The sequence below is a fragment of the Pseudomonas sp. B1(2018) genome (assembly GCF_003097365.1).
GTDB classification, from domain to species: domain Bacteria; phylum Pseudomonadota; class Gammaproteobacteria; order Pseudomonadales; family Pseudomonadaceae; genus Aquipseudomonas; species Aquipseudomonas laurylsulfatiphila.
This window is the reverse complement of the sequence record NZ_PYUK01000005.1, coordinates 78066-93298: the sequence shown is the minus strand read 5'-3', so window position 1 is coordinate 93298 and position 15233 is coordinate 78066. Positions and strand designations below refer to the sequence as shown.

Sequence of the window (15233 nt, the reverse complement as noted above, 5' to 3'; positions counted from 1 at the left end):
TGAAGGCCGCACCCCGCAAGGGTCGCGGCCTTTTCAGCTTTTCGGGGTCTTTTGCGGGATCGCGTTGACCACCAGATTGCCATTGTCATTGCGGGTCAGGTAGACCGGCAGGACTCGCGGCAGGGACTTCACCAGGCCGTTGATCTCTTTGATGTTGTAGATGCCACCGATATGGATCGAACCGGTGCTGTTGTCGGCGACCATCAGCGGTTTGTCCAGGTAGCGATTGATCAATGGCAGCGCATCGCTCAGCGCCAGATCGTCGAGCACCAGCTTGCCCTGGCGCCAGGCCAGCGAACTGTCATTGTCGTAGGTCTGGCTGATGCGGGGAGTGAAGTCGCCGCCGCGATAACTGGCCTGCATCGCCGGGTCGAGGCGCAAACCGTCGCCGGGCAGGTCGGTGTTGCTGCTGACCAGTACCGAACCCTCGATCAGATTGACCTTGACCTGGTCTTCATACATCCAGACGTTGAATTGGGTGCCGGTCACACGAATCTTGCCTTCGGCCGCCTTGACCACAAAAGGGTGGCGGGTGTCATGGCTGACCCTGAAGTACGCTTCGCCTTTCTTCAGCGTGACTTGCCGCTGATCCTTGTAGTTGCTGTACGTCAGCTCGCTGCCCAGGTTCAGTTCCACCTGGCTGCCATCCTTCAAGGTGACCGTGCGAACATTGTCGGTGGCTTCGAAATGCTGGTACGCGTTCGGTACCCAGCCCAGGTGCCAGCCGGCATAACCGGCCAAAGGCAGCGCCAGGGCACAGACTGCCGCGGCAATGGCCAGGCGGCGCCACGGAGTTTCGGGTTGCGGGCGAACCAGCGGCAGGACGGGCGCGGGGCGGGGCAGGTCGCCGGCGACATCCCATATTTCCAGCATCGCTTCGTATTCGAAGGCATGGAGCGGATGCGCATTTCGCCATTGTTCGAACGCCTGGCGCTCCTGCGTTGTGCAGTCATTGGCGTGCAGACGCATGCACCAATGCGCAGCGGCATCGGTGATGGCGTCGTATTCGGCTTCCGAGAGCGTGTGTTCGGTCATTGGCTCATCCTGATTTCGTGCATTCTAACCTTGGGGACAGTCTGCGAGAACATCAGTCATGGCAATTAACTATCAATGTGTAACTTTTTTTCAACGCCTCGCCTCTGGAATCTCTGCTGGCGTAAAAACTATCAAACTGATTACCCCTGTGCGGTCAGGGCCTTTGAGCGGCGCAGATCCGGGGATCTGCGCCCTGTGATTGGCGGATCAGGTTCCGGAGGCCGATGTGGCCGGCACCGGGTCCAGTTGCCGGCCCATTTCGCAGATCAGGAACGCGAGCGAATCGGCATTGTGCAAAATGACGTCCGTCCTGAAATTCGCATTTTGCCCGTCCAGGAATGCATCCCGTGCCTGCTCCATGGTCCTGCTGCCCGTTAACCTCAGAATGGCCTTGCCGATGTGATAGGCCGCCGGGATCGAATCCAGGCTGATCCACGATTGCAGGCTGCTGTTCCAACGCGCAAACAGTTCCTCTTTCGGCGTGTTCAGCGACAAGGCTTCGCGCTGGAATTTCAATTGGGACTCTTTCATGGCTTCACCGTAGGCCGTGATCGGCGTCACCAGATCGCTGAACGGGCGCCGGGCTTCAAGGGATGCAATGTCCACGGCTGCGGAAAACAGGTGAGCGAACTCGTGAATCAGCGTGGCGGCCTGGCTGTGGCCGTCGACGTTGAAGGGCTCAGTCAGGCAGGATTTGTACCAGTCGAGCTGTTGATCGAAGAACTTTTCGGTGAAATGCACGTGGCGCTTGAGATCCTTGTCCAGGACAAACGCGATGAGGTTGTCCTGCGGGTCCCGGTTTGAACCCACGATAAAACGATGGGAGTTCATCCAGTCTTCATCGGGGTCGACCAGCGCGTTGCAGATGGGGAGAATGGCGTCCTTGATCTTGTCGAGCAGCGCTGCGTTGACCTGGCCGACACCAAAGAAGCCTTTGAGGAAGGTGTCCAGCCGGGTGCCGGGGACGAATCTGCGCAGTTGCGTCATGTTGTGCAGGCTGTTGAACGCGTAATAGCGTGCCATGTCGATGGCCTGCACGATCATTCGGGCTTTTTCGGGATGCCTGGCGCGAATGTCTTCCATCCCCCGGGCCTCGATGTTCAGCACCTCCCTGGCGTCATGGGCATAGGCCAACTGGTTGTGCATTGTCGACATGGCCTTGCCGAAGTGCACCGTATGGATGTCCGGGTCGATCACCAGTTGCTTGTCTGGCGCAGTCAGCAGTATAGGGCCCTGTTCCTTGTCCCTGATCATTCGCCAGGCCGGCCCGGTCTTGTCTACGCCGTAGACCTTGCCGGCGATGGGGGCGTAGGTTTTTTTGCTCGTCGCATCGAGGTAGGTGCCGTCAGCGTTGTTTTTCGTCAGGTTCTTGAGTTCGACCGTGGTTTCGAACGGTTGCAGCCGCGTACGCAGCGGTGCCGTCGAATCGATCTCGGACCACTTTGGCGCGATGACCGGTTTGGCGACCGGTGCGCCAGGGTTTTGCTGGGTTGCCTGGGCCGTGTCGGTCCATCCTTCGAGCGACAGCCTGCCCAATGAGATGAGTTGCGCCGCACCGGCGATGAACTCCTCCAGCGCAACTTTCCAGTGATGATCCTGCAGGGCTTCTGCGGAGTTGCGGGCATCCTTGTAGGCGTTCCAGAGAAACTGCGCATAAGCGAGTTTGCCCGGTAACAGGCCGAGGATGCGCTGGATGCCGGAGCCAAACAGGTGTTTGACGGCCTCCCAGTCCGCCTGGCTAGCCGCGTTTAACTGGCTGCCAAGCATTTGCGACAGCAGTCGGGTGTTGTCGTGGAACAGTTGGGTGAGCAAGTTGCCGTCGATGGGGGTGGACCCGAGGGTGATCTCACTCGATTGCCCAACGGTCGAGCTGAACAGGTTGTGGAAGGCGGACTGCTCGCTGTCCGGCAGGCGTCGTAGCAATAGGTCCTGCAAAGGCCCCGGGGTGTTCAGCGCCGAGACAAGACTGGCCTCAGTGTCGAATTCGATAAAAGGCGAGCCGCCAGGGTGGTAAGGGGCATAGAGGATCTGCGGCCCGGCCTTTGCGTTGCCAGGGCTGACCAGGTACAGGCCCAACGCTTTGACAGCGGCGGCGCCGGTGGTCTTGATCAGCTCCAGTGGGCGGGCAATCGCGTGTGCTCCCTGCACGGCTGCTCGGGCCGTGGCGTCCGGCATGTCGAGCACCTGTCGCAGCAAATCGAACGCGCTGCCGGATAGCCGTTGCAGCAGCTTCAGTTCGTGGGCGTGTTGCAGCAGTTGCCAGGGCAGTTGTTTAACGAAGCGCTGCATCCGGCTTTCGGCGTCGGCCGTTGCACCGGACAACGTCTGCGTTACCTGTGCTGCGTAGTTTTGCACAATGTTCAATGACCGCAGCAGCTGACGGACCGCGGTCTGGTCCAGTCCCTCGGGCAGTGCCTGGGTGGTTGTCGAGGAAACCTGGAATCCGGAGCCTTGCGCGACATTGACATGGTTCAGGGCGAACTCGGTAAGGCTGCGGGCGGGACCGGTCAGGTTGAGGTCGGGGATGATTTCAATATCGTCGGGGTCCAGCGTAATGGCGGGGAAGCGATTGCCGAGCAAGGTCGTCAGCCGTCCATGCACATACGACCTGAGGGGTGTGATCCCGTGCAGGTAGTCTTTGTCCTCCTCGACGCTGTTGCGGTATTGCTCCAGCAGCTCAACGTGCAGCCGCTGATCTTCAGGCGGGGCCATTCCAAGCCATGCGGGCAGTGACTGTTGCAGGGTGATCGCCCGGGCGATCGAGGTGGCTCTGCGCAAATGGGTGTTGATCCCGGCCGTAGCCAGCGCTTTCAGCGCCTTTTTCTGCTTCGTGTCGTTCAGTTCCAGGCCGCGCGCGTGTTCGCAGCGAGCCAGAAAGTGATCGATGGAGGATCGTGCGACCTGCTCCAGTACTGATCCTTCAATCAGCCGCAGCGGACCCAGCGAGTAGCGTTGGTGGAAGACGCGTTGGCTCGGGGTGAGGTTTTCCAGTAGCGCCATACGTTGTTGCGGGTCGAGCAGGCGCCGGTTCAGTTCCTGCCTGGCACGGCTGATGTTGTCAAACACCTCCAGCCCCTCGGCGGGCGTCCACAGGATCGTCCGGCCGGAATGCGAGGGGTCGAGTCCGCCGCGCTCGGTCAGGAGCAGGCAATGGGCAAGCGGCAGGACATCCCGCAGACCGGAGCGCTCAAGGGTCAGCGAATAGGCATCGGGCCGGAACCCCTTCAAGGAGCGACGGTTATGTCTGTCGGCCTGATCCGGGTTGAACACCGTATCGACGATGGCCCGGTCCGCATCCGCCAATGTCGCGCCGAGTGTGCGCAAGCTTGCCTCGCCGCGGATGCCGACGGAAAGTGCATGGGCCAGGCGCGGCTGCAGGTTTTCCAGGTAGACCCGCTGCAACGCCAGTGAAGTGATCGGTTGTGCGGCGAAGTCGGCGTTGATCAGCGTTTCGATGTCACTGAAGCTCTTGACGAACGCTGCCGCCGTATCGGCCAGCACCATGGACGGATGCTGGTCGCCGGACAACACCGGCCGCGTGCTCCAGCGTCCGTCGGTCTCCAGCTTCAGCAGCCGCTCGTTGAGCATCGAACGGATATCCAGCGCCTTGTCGAACAGGGCGTGGATGTCGACGGCACCGTCACTGTGGCGGAACACCTGCAGGCTGTATTCGGTGTTCTGCAGTTGCTTGGTGACGATGGCGTCGAAGAGCTTGCTGAAGATCGCGCCGGAGATTGCTTCCCCAGTCACATTCGGCCGGTCAAAACCAATGAATCGCTGGCGTTCGTCCAGGCTCAGCAGGCCATAGAGTTCGTCCTCGTGACCGGCCGCGCCGAACTTGCTGCGCACGGTATCGCGCAAGTCCTGGTAGTCCTTGAGCACCTGCAAACCTTCGGTGGGCGTGTAGAGAAACGCATGACTGGCGCTGACCATCAGTGAACCGGCCAGCTCGACGTAATTGGCCTGGTACTCCCACAGGCGCACGGTTTCGACCGTCATCGATGTGTTCGTCCGGCTGGCCGTCGAGATCAACGCGTGCAGATCCTGGCTTTGCTCCGGGGTGATGATCCCGGCTTCGCGCTTGAGCAGCAGTTGCACGCGCGCCTGATCGGCGATGGCCCGGCCAAAGAGTGCGCGACGGGAGGCGCCATTGGCGCTCGCTGCGTCCCAATAGTGCTTGAGCTGCCTGATCAGCAGGCTGACCAGCTTGCGCGAGACTGTCGTGACCGCCGTCTCCCAGTGTCCCTGGTTTGCGTTTACCGGGGACTGTTTCGGGTGGGAAAATTCATGGGTCTGCCCGGAGGGCCAACGCTGATGGCGATAGTGCAGGAGCACGGCATCACTCAGCGACAGGGAGTTGACCCAAGGTCCCGTTGGACGACTTGCATCCTCGTTACCGTCAGTCGCTGCCAGATAAAAATTCACCTGGGTCTGGCTCTGATCCACGCCGGGAAAAGACGCCGTCAGTTGTTCAGCCAGCAATGCATCGAGCAGCGACGTCAAGGACGGTAGCGCCTTGAGTTCATCGAGCAGGGCCTGGTCGTTGAGTTGCTGATGGCGGGAGAGGGTGTTGCGCTGGTCCTCAAACACGTCTCCTTCGATGGTTTGAAACTCCAGCCCGATATCGTCGGCAGCCACCACTGTCTTGCGTTGTGACAGCGCCATGAAGGCCAGCAGTTCATTGTCTTCGTTGGCTGCTTCGAGTTGTGCTGCCAGATGTGCGGTCAGGACCGAACGACTGGTGAATTTCTGTATACCGGCGTAGGGGGTGTAGAGAATCACGCCGTTGTCATCCGGCGTCGCGGTCAGCAAAAAACTGCCGGCCAGCGCCACGGGTTCCTGGCCAGGGATCTTCAGCAGGATTTTTTTCGCCAGCATGGGCGGCGTCTGCTCATCGCGCAGGGCCTGGCTGGCCAGTTCGATATGGCTGAACCATTCGAAATCCTTTTGCGCCAGCCCGTGGGTTTGGCCAAGTTCTCGCCAGAGGCCGGGCATCGTCAGTGCTTCGGGGAAAAACAGCGGAGTTACGGGTGTAGACATCGTCGAGTCTCGCTCAAGGGGCCACTCAAGGGCGCCTGTGGGTTGAGCATCGAGACTAAAAGCCGGTGCGTTGATGCAGGTGGTAAATAGATAACGCACGGGGCGTGGGCATTGGTGACACGGATATACCTCATCGCCCCCTGAGCGAAAGGTTGACAGGTCGCTCGTCGCGCGTTGTTAATCGGCGGGTCTTTGTACGCTGTTGTTCCCTCCAATAATCATTCTGGAGCTTCAGATGTCTGCGCCACACGATCACGCCTCTACTGCCGTCTCGTCACACCTGTCACTCGAAGCGCTGAGCGCTTTGCTGGAAAAGATTTTTCTGCGTCATGGCACCTCGGCCGAGGTTGCCAGGGTGCTGGCACAAAACTGCGCCGGCGCCGAGCGCGATGGCGCCCACAGTCACGGGGTGTTCCGGATCCCGGGTTATGTTTCGACGCTGCAAAGCGGCTGGGTCAATGGCCAGGCCGTTCCGGTGGTCGAAGATGTGGCTTCGGGATTTGTGCGGGTCGATGCCGATAACGGTTTTGCGCAACCGGCCCTGGCGGCGGCGCGCGAATTACTGGTGCAGAAAGCCCGAAGTGCCGGCATTGCGGTGCTGGCGATCCGTAACTCGCACCATTTCGCGGCCTTGTGGCCGGATGTCGAACCCTTCGCGTATGAAGGGCTGGTGGCGTTGAGCGTGGTCAACAGCATGACCTGCGTGGTGCCCCACGGTGCCGATCGACCACTGTTCGGTACCAATCCGATTGCCTTCGCCGCGCCGCGGGCTGACGGCGAACCGATTGTCTTCGACCTCGCCACCAGCGCCATTGCCCATGGTGACGTGCAAATTGCCGCACGCCAGGGGGAACGTTTGCCGCAAGGGATGGGCGTGGACAGCCTCGGCCAGCCGACTACCGACCCGAAAGCGATTCTTGAGGGCGGCGCGTTGCTGCCTTTTGGCGGACACAAGGGCTCGGCGCTGTCGATGATGGTCGAGTTGCTCGCGGCGGCACTGACCGGCGGCAATTTTTCCTTCGAGTTCGACTGGAACAACCACCCAGGCGCCAAGACGCCCTGGACGGGCCAATTGCTGATCGTGATCGATCCGGACAAGGCGGCGGGGCAAAGTTTTGCCCAACGCAGCCAGGAACTGGTGCGGCAAATGCACGGTGTCGGCCTGAAGCGTTTGCCGGGTGACCGGCGTCATCATCAGCGCGCCAGGTCGCTGGCCAATGGCATTGAACTGGATGCCCGGACGCTGGCGAACCTGCGGGAGCTGGCGGGGGAGTGATTCGGGGTATTGGCAAATAATGTCTAATTAACGCAACCCCTGTAGGAGCGAGCCTGCTCGCGATGGTCGTTAACGATTACGCGGGAAATCTGATTCCCCGCGGTGCCCTCACGTCCATCGCGGGCAAGCCCGCTCCCACAGGGTTCCAGTGTTTGCCAGTGCTCAGCGACGCCCCAGCAACAACCCCACCACCAGGCCGAACCCGGCGGAAATCGCCACAGTTTGCCATGGATGCCCGCCGATATAGGTTTCAGTGGCCTCGACCGCGGGCAGGGTGCGGTTGCGCACGCTGGTCACCGAATCCCTGGCCTGCTGGAGTTTCAGGGCGATTTGTCCGCGAAGGGTGTCCGCTTCTTCCCCGACCAGTGAGGCGCTGCTTTTCAGCAGTTTTTCCGACTCTTCGATCAACGATTGAAGTTCGCTGAACGCTTGATCCTTGATTTGATCTTCGGCAGCTTGCGCGGCGGTTTTGCGGGCCATTGAAGTACTCCTTGCGGGTAAGTGGACAGTGAACAATGGAGTCTGCGGTCGTCGGAAAAGTTGCAGCTATTTTGCCCGGGAAGGTCATCTAGCTGAAAAACCGGCGCAGGACATTTCGCCCTACAGTGTAAGATGTCGCCAATTTTACGCAGCAGGAAATTCCCATGAGCTTCAATCTGGCCGACAAACCCCTCGCCGAGCGCGCTGCGCTTGAAGACGAGAAATCCCGTCTGTTCGAACTCTGGCAAAACAACCTGGGCAAAGCCAAGGGCGAGGCCGCACGGTTGTTTGGTGAACGGGCCAAGCGCAAAGGCAAGTGGGCCGAATGGGTGCGCGCCGAACTGGACGGCATGTCGCCCCCGGAATACGCCAACATGGTGCGCAGTGAAGTCAATCGCCTGATGGCGGCCAACAAATAACATCGGTTGTCAGGCGAAGCTCGCGACAATCGCCTCGCGCACTTTCAACACGACCGGGTCAAGCTGGGTGCTGGTGCGCCAGCCCAGTTCGATCGGGTAGCGCGGCAAGTCCAGGGGGCAGGGCAGAAGTGCCAGGCCGCTGAGCGTCGCGATGCTTCGGGCGGCATGGGCCGGAATGGTCGCCACGGCCTGGCTGCCCTTGAGCAAATGCGGCAGCGCGGCAAAATGCGTGGTCGAGGCGCACACCCGCCGACTCAGGCCCAGCGCCGCCAATCCTTCATCGGTAATCCCGATAAAACCGCCGGACGACACCAGGATGTGCTCGCGGGCCACAAACTCCTCAAGACTGATGCTGTGCTGGCCCTCGACCAGGCTCGACGGGTCCGCCAGGCACAGATAACCACCTTCTCCCAGCACCTGGCGGCTAAGCAGCCGCTCGGCAAAGCCGCCCGCGGTGATCGCCAGGTCAATGCTGCGCTCCATCAACGCCTGGGCAACGATCTGGCTGTGGGTCTGGCGGAAAATCAGGCGCAGCTTCGGCGCGCTCCGGGCGATTTCCTCGATCAGTCGTCGGCCGTAGGCAATTTCGAAATCGTCCGACATGCCCACGGTGACCGAGCGGCCTTCGTACTGCTGCGCAGCCGGGTCAACCATCGCCAGGCTCTGCCGGCATTTATTCAGGGCCTCGCTGACCACAGGCTTGAGCTGATTGGCCTTGAGCGAGGGCGCCAGGCCGCGCCCGGTGCGCACGAACAGTTGATCGCCATACACCTCGCGCAACCGGCGCAAGGCTGCACTGACCGCCGATTGCGTCACGCCCAGGCGCAAGGCGGCACGGCTGGCGCTGGACTCTTCATGCAGCGCTTCGAAGACTTTGAGCAGGTTGAGGTCGATGTTGGTGATATTCATCTGGTTCATATCATTCAGCAGTGAATCGGTCTTTATTGATGATCACGTGGCGCCGGAGAATGAGCAACCCCTGATGCGAATGGAGAGTTCGTGATGCCCAAATCAATCGTTGCGGCCTTGCAGATTGGCGCCTTGCCCGGTGGCAAGGCCGACACCCTGGAACAGATCCTGTCCTATGAACACGCGATCATCGAATCCGGCGCCGCGCTGGTGGTCATGCCGGAAGCGCTGTTGGGTGGTTATCCCAAAGGCGAGGGTTTTGGCACCCAGCTTGGTTTTCGGCTGGCGCAAGGTCGCGAAGCCTTTGCCCGCTATTTTGCCAACGCCATCGACGTGCCCGGTGCGGAAACCGAGGCGCTGGCCGGCCTGTCCGCACGCACCGGGGCGAATCTGGTGATCGGCGTCATCGAGCGCGCCGGCAGCACCTTGTACTGCACCGCGCTGTACTTTGATCCGCAGGCCGGGCTGCTGGCCAAACACCGCAAACTGATGCCCACCGGTACCGAACGGCTGATCTGGGGCAAGGGCGATGGTTCGACGCTGCCGGTGATCGACAGCCAGGTCGGGCGCATCGGTGCGGTGGTGTGCTGGGAAAACATGATGCCGCTGCTGCGCACGGCAATGTACGCCAAGGGCGTGGAGGTGTGGTGCGCGCCGACCGTGGACGAACGGGAGATGTGGCAGGTCAGCATGCGCCACATCGCCCATGAAGGGCGTTGTTTCGTGGTCAGCGCCTGTCAGGTTCAGGCGTCGCCCCTGGCCCTGGGCCTGGACATCGCCAACTGGCCGGCGGATCGGCCTTTGATCGCCGGCGGCAGCGTGATCGTAGGGCCCATGGGCGACATCCTCGCCGGACCGTTGCGAGATGGCCCCGGTCTGCTGACCGCGCAGATCGACACTGACGACCTGGTGCGCGCCCGCTACGACTATGACGTGGTCGGTCACTACGCTCGCCCGGATGTGTTCGAGCTGACCGTGGACGAGCGCGCTAAACCGGGGGTGCGCTTCACTTCCTGATACCTGAGGGCTTTGGCCAAACCAGTCAGGCAACTTGATAACTTTGACCATTGCCCGCCACCCCTGGCAGAGCGAGTATTTCCCTGTTGATTACGGTTCCCCCCAACCTAATAAGAAACACAGGGATTCTGGCAATGCGCGATTACTTGTCTGCTACAGATCAGTTCAACTATCAGCACACCGTCGACGCCGCACTCGCAGGCGATCTGACGGCGCTCAACGCCTGCGTCGAATGCTGTGACCGGCATGCCTTGCCGGGTCGCATCGCGTTGTTCTGGGAGGGGCGCGACGGCGCCAGTGCGACCTACACCTTCACTGATTTGCAGGACAAGGCCGCGCGCTTCGCCAATTACCTGCTGGCTCAGGGCGTGAAGAAGGGCGACAAGGTCGCCGGCCTGCTGCCACGCAACATCGAATTGCTGATCACCGTGTTCGCCGCCTGGCGCATCGGCGCGGTGTATCAACCGTTGTTCACCGCGTTCGGCCCCAAAGCCATCGAGCACCGCCTGAGTTGCTCTGGTGCCAAAGTGGTGGTGACCGATGCGACGAACCGGCCGAAACTCGCCGAAGTCCCCGACTGCCCGAGCATCGTTACTGTCACTGGTCCTAAAGGGCAGGGCCTGATGCGTGGCGATAGCAGTTTCTGGGCCGAACTGGCCAACTATTCCTCCGATTGCGAGCCCGTGCTGCTGACCGGCGAAGACCCGTTCCTGCTGATGTTCACCTCGGGCACCACCGGCCCGTCGAAAGCGCTGCCTGTGCCGCTCAAGGCCATCGTTGCGTTCCAGAGCTACATCCGCGACGCGGTTGACCTGCGCCCGGAAGACGCCTTCTGGAACGTCGCCGACCCGGGTTGGGCCTACGGCATTTACTACGGTGTCACCGGGCCCCTGTCGATGGGGCATCCGATCACCTTTTACGATGGCCCGTTCACCCTCGAAAGCACCTGCCGGGTGATCAACAAGTACGGGATTACCAACCTCACCGGTTCACCGACGGCCTACCGTTTGCTGATTGCCGGCGGCGATGAGTTCGCCAGGTCGATCAAGGGCAAGCTGCGCATCGTCAGCAGCGCCGGCGAGCCGCTGAACCCGGAAGTGATCCGCTGGTTCGCCGACAACCTCGACGTGGTCATCCACGACCACTACGGTCAGACCGAGCTGGGCATGGTGCTGTGCAACCACCATGGCCTTGAACACCCGATTCACATGGGCGCCGCCGGTTTTGCCTCGCCGGGCCACCGCATTGCGGTCCTCGATGACGAATACAAGGAACTGGGTGTTGGCCAGCCCGGCATCCTGGCCATCGACCGCAGCCAGTCGCCGATGTGCTGGTTCGCCGGCTACGAAGGCGGGCCGACCAAGGCCTTTGTCGGCCACTACTACTTGAGTGGCGACACCGTCGAGTGGAACCCGGACGGCAGCATCAGCTTCGTCGGTCGCAGCGATGACGTGATCACCACCTCCGGCTACCGGGTCGGCCCGTTCGACGTGGAAAGTGCGCTGATCGAACACCCGGCCGTGGTCGAGGCCGCCGTGGTCGGCAAGCCCGATCCGGAGCGTACCGAACTGGTCAAGGCGTTCGTCGTGCTCAACCCGCAATACCGCGCAGAACCTGCGTTGGCCGAAGAGCTGCGCCAGCACGTGCGCAAGCGCCTGGCGGCGCATTCGTACCCCCGTGAAATCGAATTTGTCAGCGAATTGCCGAAAACCCCAAGCGGCAAATTGCAGCGCTTTATCTTGCGCAACCAGGAAATCGCCAAGGCTCAAGAGGCTGCGGCGAAGAACCTTCCAGCTTGAAAGGGAAACAATGATGCAGATCGAGAACAAGATTTTTATCGTCACCGGTGGCGCTTCCGGCCTCGGTGCAGCGACGGCCGAGGTACTGGTCGCCGCGGGCGCGAAAGTGATGCTGGTGGACATGAACGCCGAGGCCGTTGCCGCCCAGGCCCAGCGCCTTGGCGCCCACAGCGTGGTGGCGGACATCAGCAACGAAGCGGCGGCCGAAGCGGCCGTGCAGGCGACGGTCGAAGCCTTTGGCGGCCTCAACGGCCTGGTCAATTGCGCCGGCATCGTGCGTGGCGAGAAGATTCTCGGCAAGAACGGTCCGCACTTGCTGTCCAGTTTCAGCCAGGTGATCAACGTCAACCTGATCGGCAGCTTCAACATGCTGCGCCTTGCGGCAGCGGCGATTGCGCAAACCGAAGCGGATGCCGATGGTGAGCGCGGCGTGATCATCAACACCGCGTCTGCCGCGGCATACGACGGGCAGATCGGTCAGGCGGCCTACTCGGCGTCCAAAGGGGCCATCGTCAGCCTGACGTTGCCGGCGGCCCGTGAACTGGCGCGCTTCGGCATCCGCGTGATGACCATCGCCCCGGGCATTTTCGAGACGCCGATGATGGCCGGCATGACCCAGGAAGTTCGCGACTCCCTGGCCGCTGGCGTGCCATTCCCGCCGCGCTTGGGCAAACCAGGCGAGTATGCCGGGCTGGTGAAGCATATTATTGAAAACAGCATGCTCAACGGCGAGGTGATCCGTCTCGACGGTGCCTTGCGCATGGCCGCCAAATAAGGAGGATTTGTCATGACACTGTCCAACGATCCGATTGTAATCGTCAGCGCCGTCCGCACCCCCATGGGTGGGTTCCAGGGCGAACTGAAAAGCCTGACCGCACCGCAACTGGGTGCTGCCGCGATCAAAGCCGCCGTTGAACGTGCCGGCGTTTCCAGTGACGGCATCGACGAAGTGCTGTTCGGCTGCGTACTGCCGGCAGGCCTTGGCCAGGCCCCTGCGCGCCAGGCGGCACTGGGTGCCGGGCTGGATAAATCGACCCGCTGCACCACGCTGAACAAGATGTGCGGTTCGGGCATGGAAGCGGCGATCCTGGCCCACGACATGCTGGTGGCCGGCAGTGCCGACGTGGTGGTCGCCGGTGGCATGGAAAGCATGTCCAACGCGCCTTACCTGCTGGACCGCGCCCGTGCCGGCTACCGCATGGGCCATGGGCGGGTGCAGGACTCGATGTTCCTGGACGGCCTCGAAGACGCCTACGACAAGGGCCGCCTGATGGGCACCTTCGCCGAAGACTGCGCCGAAACCAACAGCTTCAGCCGTGAGGCCCAGGACGCGTTCGCCATCGCCTCGACCACCCGCGCGCAACAGGCGATCAAGGACGGCAGCTTCAAGGCGGAAATTGTCCCGCTCACCGTGACAGTCGGCAAAGAGCAGGTGGTGATCAGCAACGACGAGCAGCCGCCAAAAGCCAAACTGGACAAGATCGCTTCGTTGAAACCGGCGTTCCGCGAAGGCGGTACGGTGACGGCGGCCAACTCCAGTTCGATCTCCGACGGTGCAGCGGCATTGGTGCTGATGCGCCAGTCCCAGGCACAGAAACAAGGCCTGAAGCCGCTGGCGGTGATCCATGGCCACGCCGCGTTCGCCGACACCCCGGGCCTGTTCCCGGTGGCGCCGATTGGCGCGATCAAGAAGCTGATGAAGAAAACCGGCTGGTCGATCAATGACGTCGATCTGGTGGAAGTCAACGAAGCCTTCGCCGTGGTCGGCATGGCCGCGATGACTCACCTGGAAATCCCCCACGAGAAACTCAACGTGCACGGCGGCGCTTGCGCCCTGGGTCACCCGATCGGGGCGTCCGGTGCGCGGATTCTCGTGACCTTGCTGTCGGCCCTGCGCCAGAAAGGCCTGAAACGCGGCGTCGCGGCGATCTGCATCGGTGGCGGTGAAGCGACGGCGATGGCCGTGGAATGCCTGTACTAAGACCAACACCAATCCCTGTGGGAGCGAGCTTGCTCGCGATAGCGGTGGGTCAGATAGCAATAGTGTTGACTGACACAGCCTCATCGCGAGCAAGCTCGCTCCCACAGGGTTCTGCGTCGTAACCAGATTCAAGGATTCACCATGATCCCCAATAACGACCAGCAACAGATCCGCGACATGGCCCGGGATTTTGCCCAGGAACGGCTCAAACCCTTCGCCGCCGAGTGGGACCGCGAACACCGCTTCCCCAAGGAAGCCATCGGTGAGATGGCCGGTTTGGGCTTCTTCGGCATGTTGGTGCCGGAGCAGTGGGGCGGATGCGACACCGGTTACCTGGCCTACGCCATGGCGCTGGAAGAAATCGCCGCCGGCGATGGCGCCTGTTCGACCATCATGAGCGTGCACAACTCCGTGGGTTGTGTGCCGATTCTCCACTACGGCAACGACGAGCAGAAGGAGCGCTTCCTCAAGCCGTTGGCCAGCGGCGCGATGCTCGGCGCTTTCGCCCTGACCGAGCCCCAGGCCGGTTCCGACGCCAGCGGCCTGAAAACCCGTGCGCGCCTGGAAGGCGATCACTACGTGCTCAACGGCTGCAAGCAGTTCATCACCTCCGGGCAGAATGCCGGGGTGGTGATCGTGTTTGCGGTGACCGATCCGAACGCGGGCAAGCGTGGCATCAGCGCGTTTATCGTACCGACCGATTCGCCGGGCTATAAAGTCGCGCGGGTCGAGGACAAGCTCGGCCAGCACGCTTCCGACACCTGCCAGATCCTCTTCGAAGACGTGAAAGTGCCGGTGGCCAACCGTTTGGGCGAGGAGGGCGAAGGCTACAGGATCGCCCTGGCCAACCTGGAAGGCGGTCGCGTCGGCATCGCTTCACAATCAGTGGGCATGGCCCGTGCCGCGTTTGAAGCGGCCCGTGATTACGCCCGTGAGCGCGAGAGCTTCGGCAAGCCGATCATCGAGCATCAGGCCGTGGCGTTCCGCCTGGCGGACATGGCCACCCAGATCGCCGTGGCGCGGCAAATGGTGCACTACGCCGCCGCCCTGCGCGACAGTGGCAAGCCGGCCCTGGTCGAGGCGTCGATGGCCAAGTTGTTCGCCTCGGAAATGGCCGAGAAGGTATGCTCTTCGGCGCTGCAAACCCTCGGCGGATATGGTTACCTCAACGACTTCCCGCTGGAGCGGATCTACCGCGACGTGCGGGTGTGCCAGATCTACGAAGGCACCAGCGACATTCAGCGCATGGTCATTTCGCGCAACCTATAAAAAAGCAG

Annotated in this window: 11 protein-coding genes; 7 read left to right on the top strand and 4 right to left on the bottom strand. The window is 61.7% G+C overall.

The genetic code is table 11. From position 1 onward, the window contains the following. Positions 1-33: 33 nt before the first annotated feature. Both C9422_RS09405 and C9422_RS09400 read right to left on the bottom strand, forming a co-directional pair. Positions 34-1035 (bottom strand): FecR family protein, encoded by a 1002-nt coding sequence (locus tag C9422_RS09405; RefSeq protein ID WP_116580445.1) that lies wholly within the window; start codon positions 1033-1035, stop codon positions 34-36. Positions 1036-1242: 207 nt separating this feature from the next. Continuing rightward, the gene (locus tag C9422_RS09400; RefSeq protein ID WP_116580444.1) at positions 1243-6075 is read right to left on the bottom strand and encodes a dermonecrotic toxin domain-containing protein; all 4833 of its coding nucleotides are present in this window, start codon (positions 6073-6075) and stop codon (positions 1243-1245) included. A gap of 235 nt (positions 6076-6310) precedes the next feature. On the opposite strand from C9422_RS09400, the gene C9422_RS09395 reads away from it, so the two are divergent. Beyond that, positions 6311-7351, top strand: coding sequence for an Ldh family oxidoreductase (locus tag C9422_RS09395; protein WP_116580443.1), 1041 nt, complete (start codon positions 6311-6313; stop codon positions 7349-7351). A gap of 162 nt (positions 7352-7513) precedes the next feature. Here C9422_RS09395 and C9422_RS09390 read toward each other — a convergent pair whose 3' ends face one another. Beyond that, entirely contained in the window at positions 7514-7831 is a 318-nt protein-coding gene (locus C9422_RS09390) for a YqjD family protein (RefSeq protein ID WP_015094973.1), read from the bottom strand. Between the two features lie 164 nt (positions 7832-7995). Here C9422_RS09390 and C9422_RS09385 point away from each other — a divergent pair, with 164 nt between their 5' ends. Continuing rightward, positions 7996-8250 carry a hypothetical protein gene (locus tag C9422_RS09385; protein WP_007970091.1) on the top strand — a complete coding sequence of 85 codons (255 nt, stop codon included), beginning with the start codon at positions 7996-7998 and terminating at the stop codon, positions 8248-8250. Between the two features lie 9 nt (positions 8251-8259). Here the strand turns inward: C9422_RS09385 and C9422_RS09380 are convergent, their stop codons facing one another. Beyond that, complete coding sequence (locus C9422_RS09380; RefSeq protein ID WP_116580442.1) at positions 8260-9168, bottom strand: LysR family transcriptional regulator; 909 nt, start codon at positions 9166-9168, stop codon at positions 8260-8262. Positions 9169-9252: 84 nt separating this feature from the next. Here C9422_RS09380 and C9422_RS09375 point away from each other — a divergent pair, with 84 nt between their 5' ends. The 5 genes from C9422_RS09375 (at position 9253) to C9422_RS09355 (ending at position 15225) form a co-directional block, all read left to right on the top strand. After that, on the top strand, positions 9253-10176 hold the full coding sequence (locus C9422_RS09375; protein WP_116580441.1) for a carbon-nitrogen hydrolase family protein: 924 nt from the start codon (positions 9253-9255) through the stop codon (positions 10174-10176). A 134-nt stretch (positions 10177-10310) separates the two neighbouring features. Then, positions 10311-11975, top strand: coding sequence for an AMP-binding protein (locus C9422_RS09370; RefSeq protein ID WP_116580440.1), 1665 nt, complete (start codon positions 10311-10313; stop codon positions 11973-11975). A 13-nt stretch (positions 11976-11988) separates the two neighbouring features. Next, positions 11989-12750: an SDR family NAD(P)-dependent oxidoreductase gene (locus C9422_RS09365; RefSeq protein ID WP_033047337.1), complete on the top strand. Its 762-nt coding sequence runs from the start codon at positions 11989-11991 to the stop codon at positions 12748-12750. A gap of 12 nt (positions 12751-12762) precedes the next feature. Beyond that, complete coding sequence (locus C9422_RS09360) at positions 12763-13956, top strand: acetyl-CoA C-acyltransferase (RefSeq protein WP_104447253.1); 1194 nt, start codon at positions 12763-12765, stop codon at positions 13954-13956. A 141-nt stretch (positions 13957-14097) separates the two neighbouring features. Beyond that, positions 14098-15225: an acyl-CoA dehydrogenase gene (locus C9422_RS09355; RefSeq protein WP_116580439.1), complete on the top strand. Its 1128-nt coding sequence runs from the start codon at positions 14098-14100 to the stop codon at positions 15223-15225. Positions 15226-15233 lie beyond the last annotated feature (8 nt).

Excerpts from the sequence above, each read along its gene's own strand:
- C9422_RS09390 (WP_015094973.1), bottom strand. The coding sequence starts at position 7,831 with ATGGCCCGCAAAACCGCCGCGCAAGCTGCCGAAGATCAAATCAAGGAT.
- C9422_RS09405 (WP_116580445.1), bottom strand. The coding sequence starts at position 1,035 with ATGACCGAACACACGCTCTCGGAAGCCGAATACGACGCCATCACCGAT.
- C9422_RS09355 (WP_116580439.1), top strand. The coding sequence starts at position 14,098 with ATGATCCCCAATAACGACCAGCAACAGATCCGCGACATGGCCCGGGAT.
- C9422_RS09360 (WP_104447253.1), top strand. The coding sequence starts at position 12,763 with ATGACACTGTCCAACGATCCGATTGTAATCGTCAGCGCCGTCCGCACC.
- C9422_RS09380 (WP_116580442.1), bottom strand. The coding sequence starts at position 9,168 with ATGAACCAGATGAATATCACCAACATCGACCTCAACCTGCTCAAAGTC.
- C9422_RS09385 (WP_007970091.1), top strand. The coding sequence starts at position 7,996 with ATGAGCTTCAATCTGGCCGACAAACCCCTCGCCGAGCGCGCTGCGCTT.
- C9422_RS09365 (WP_033047337.1), top strand. The coding sequence starts at position 11,989 with ATGCAGATCGAGAACAAGATTTTTATCGTCACCGGTGGCGCTTCCGGC.
- C9422_RS09375 (WP_116580441.1), top strand. The coding sequence starts at position 9,253 with ATGCCCAAATCAATCGTTGCGGCCTTGCAGATTGGCGCCTTGCCCGGT.
- C9422_RS09395 (WP_116580443.1), top strand. The coding sequence starts at position 6,311 with ATGTCTGCGCCACACGATCACGCCTCTACTGCCGTCTCGTCACACCTG.
- C9422_RS09400 (WP_116580444.1), bottom strand. The coding sequence starts at position 6,075 with ATGTCTACACCCGTAACTCCGCTGTTTTTCCCCGAAGCACTGACGATG.
- C9422_RS09370 (WP_116580440.1), top strand. The coding sequence starts at position 10,311 with ATGCGCGATTACTTGTCTGCTACAGATCAGTTCAACTATCAGCACACC.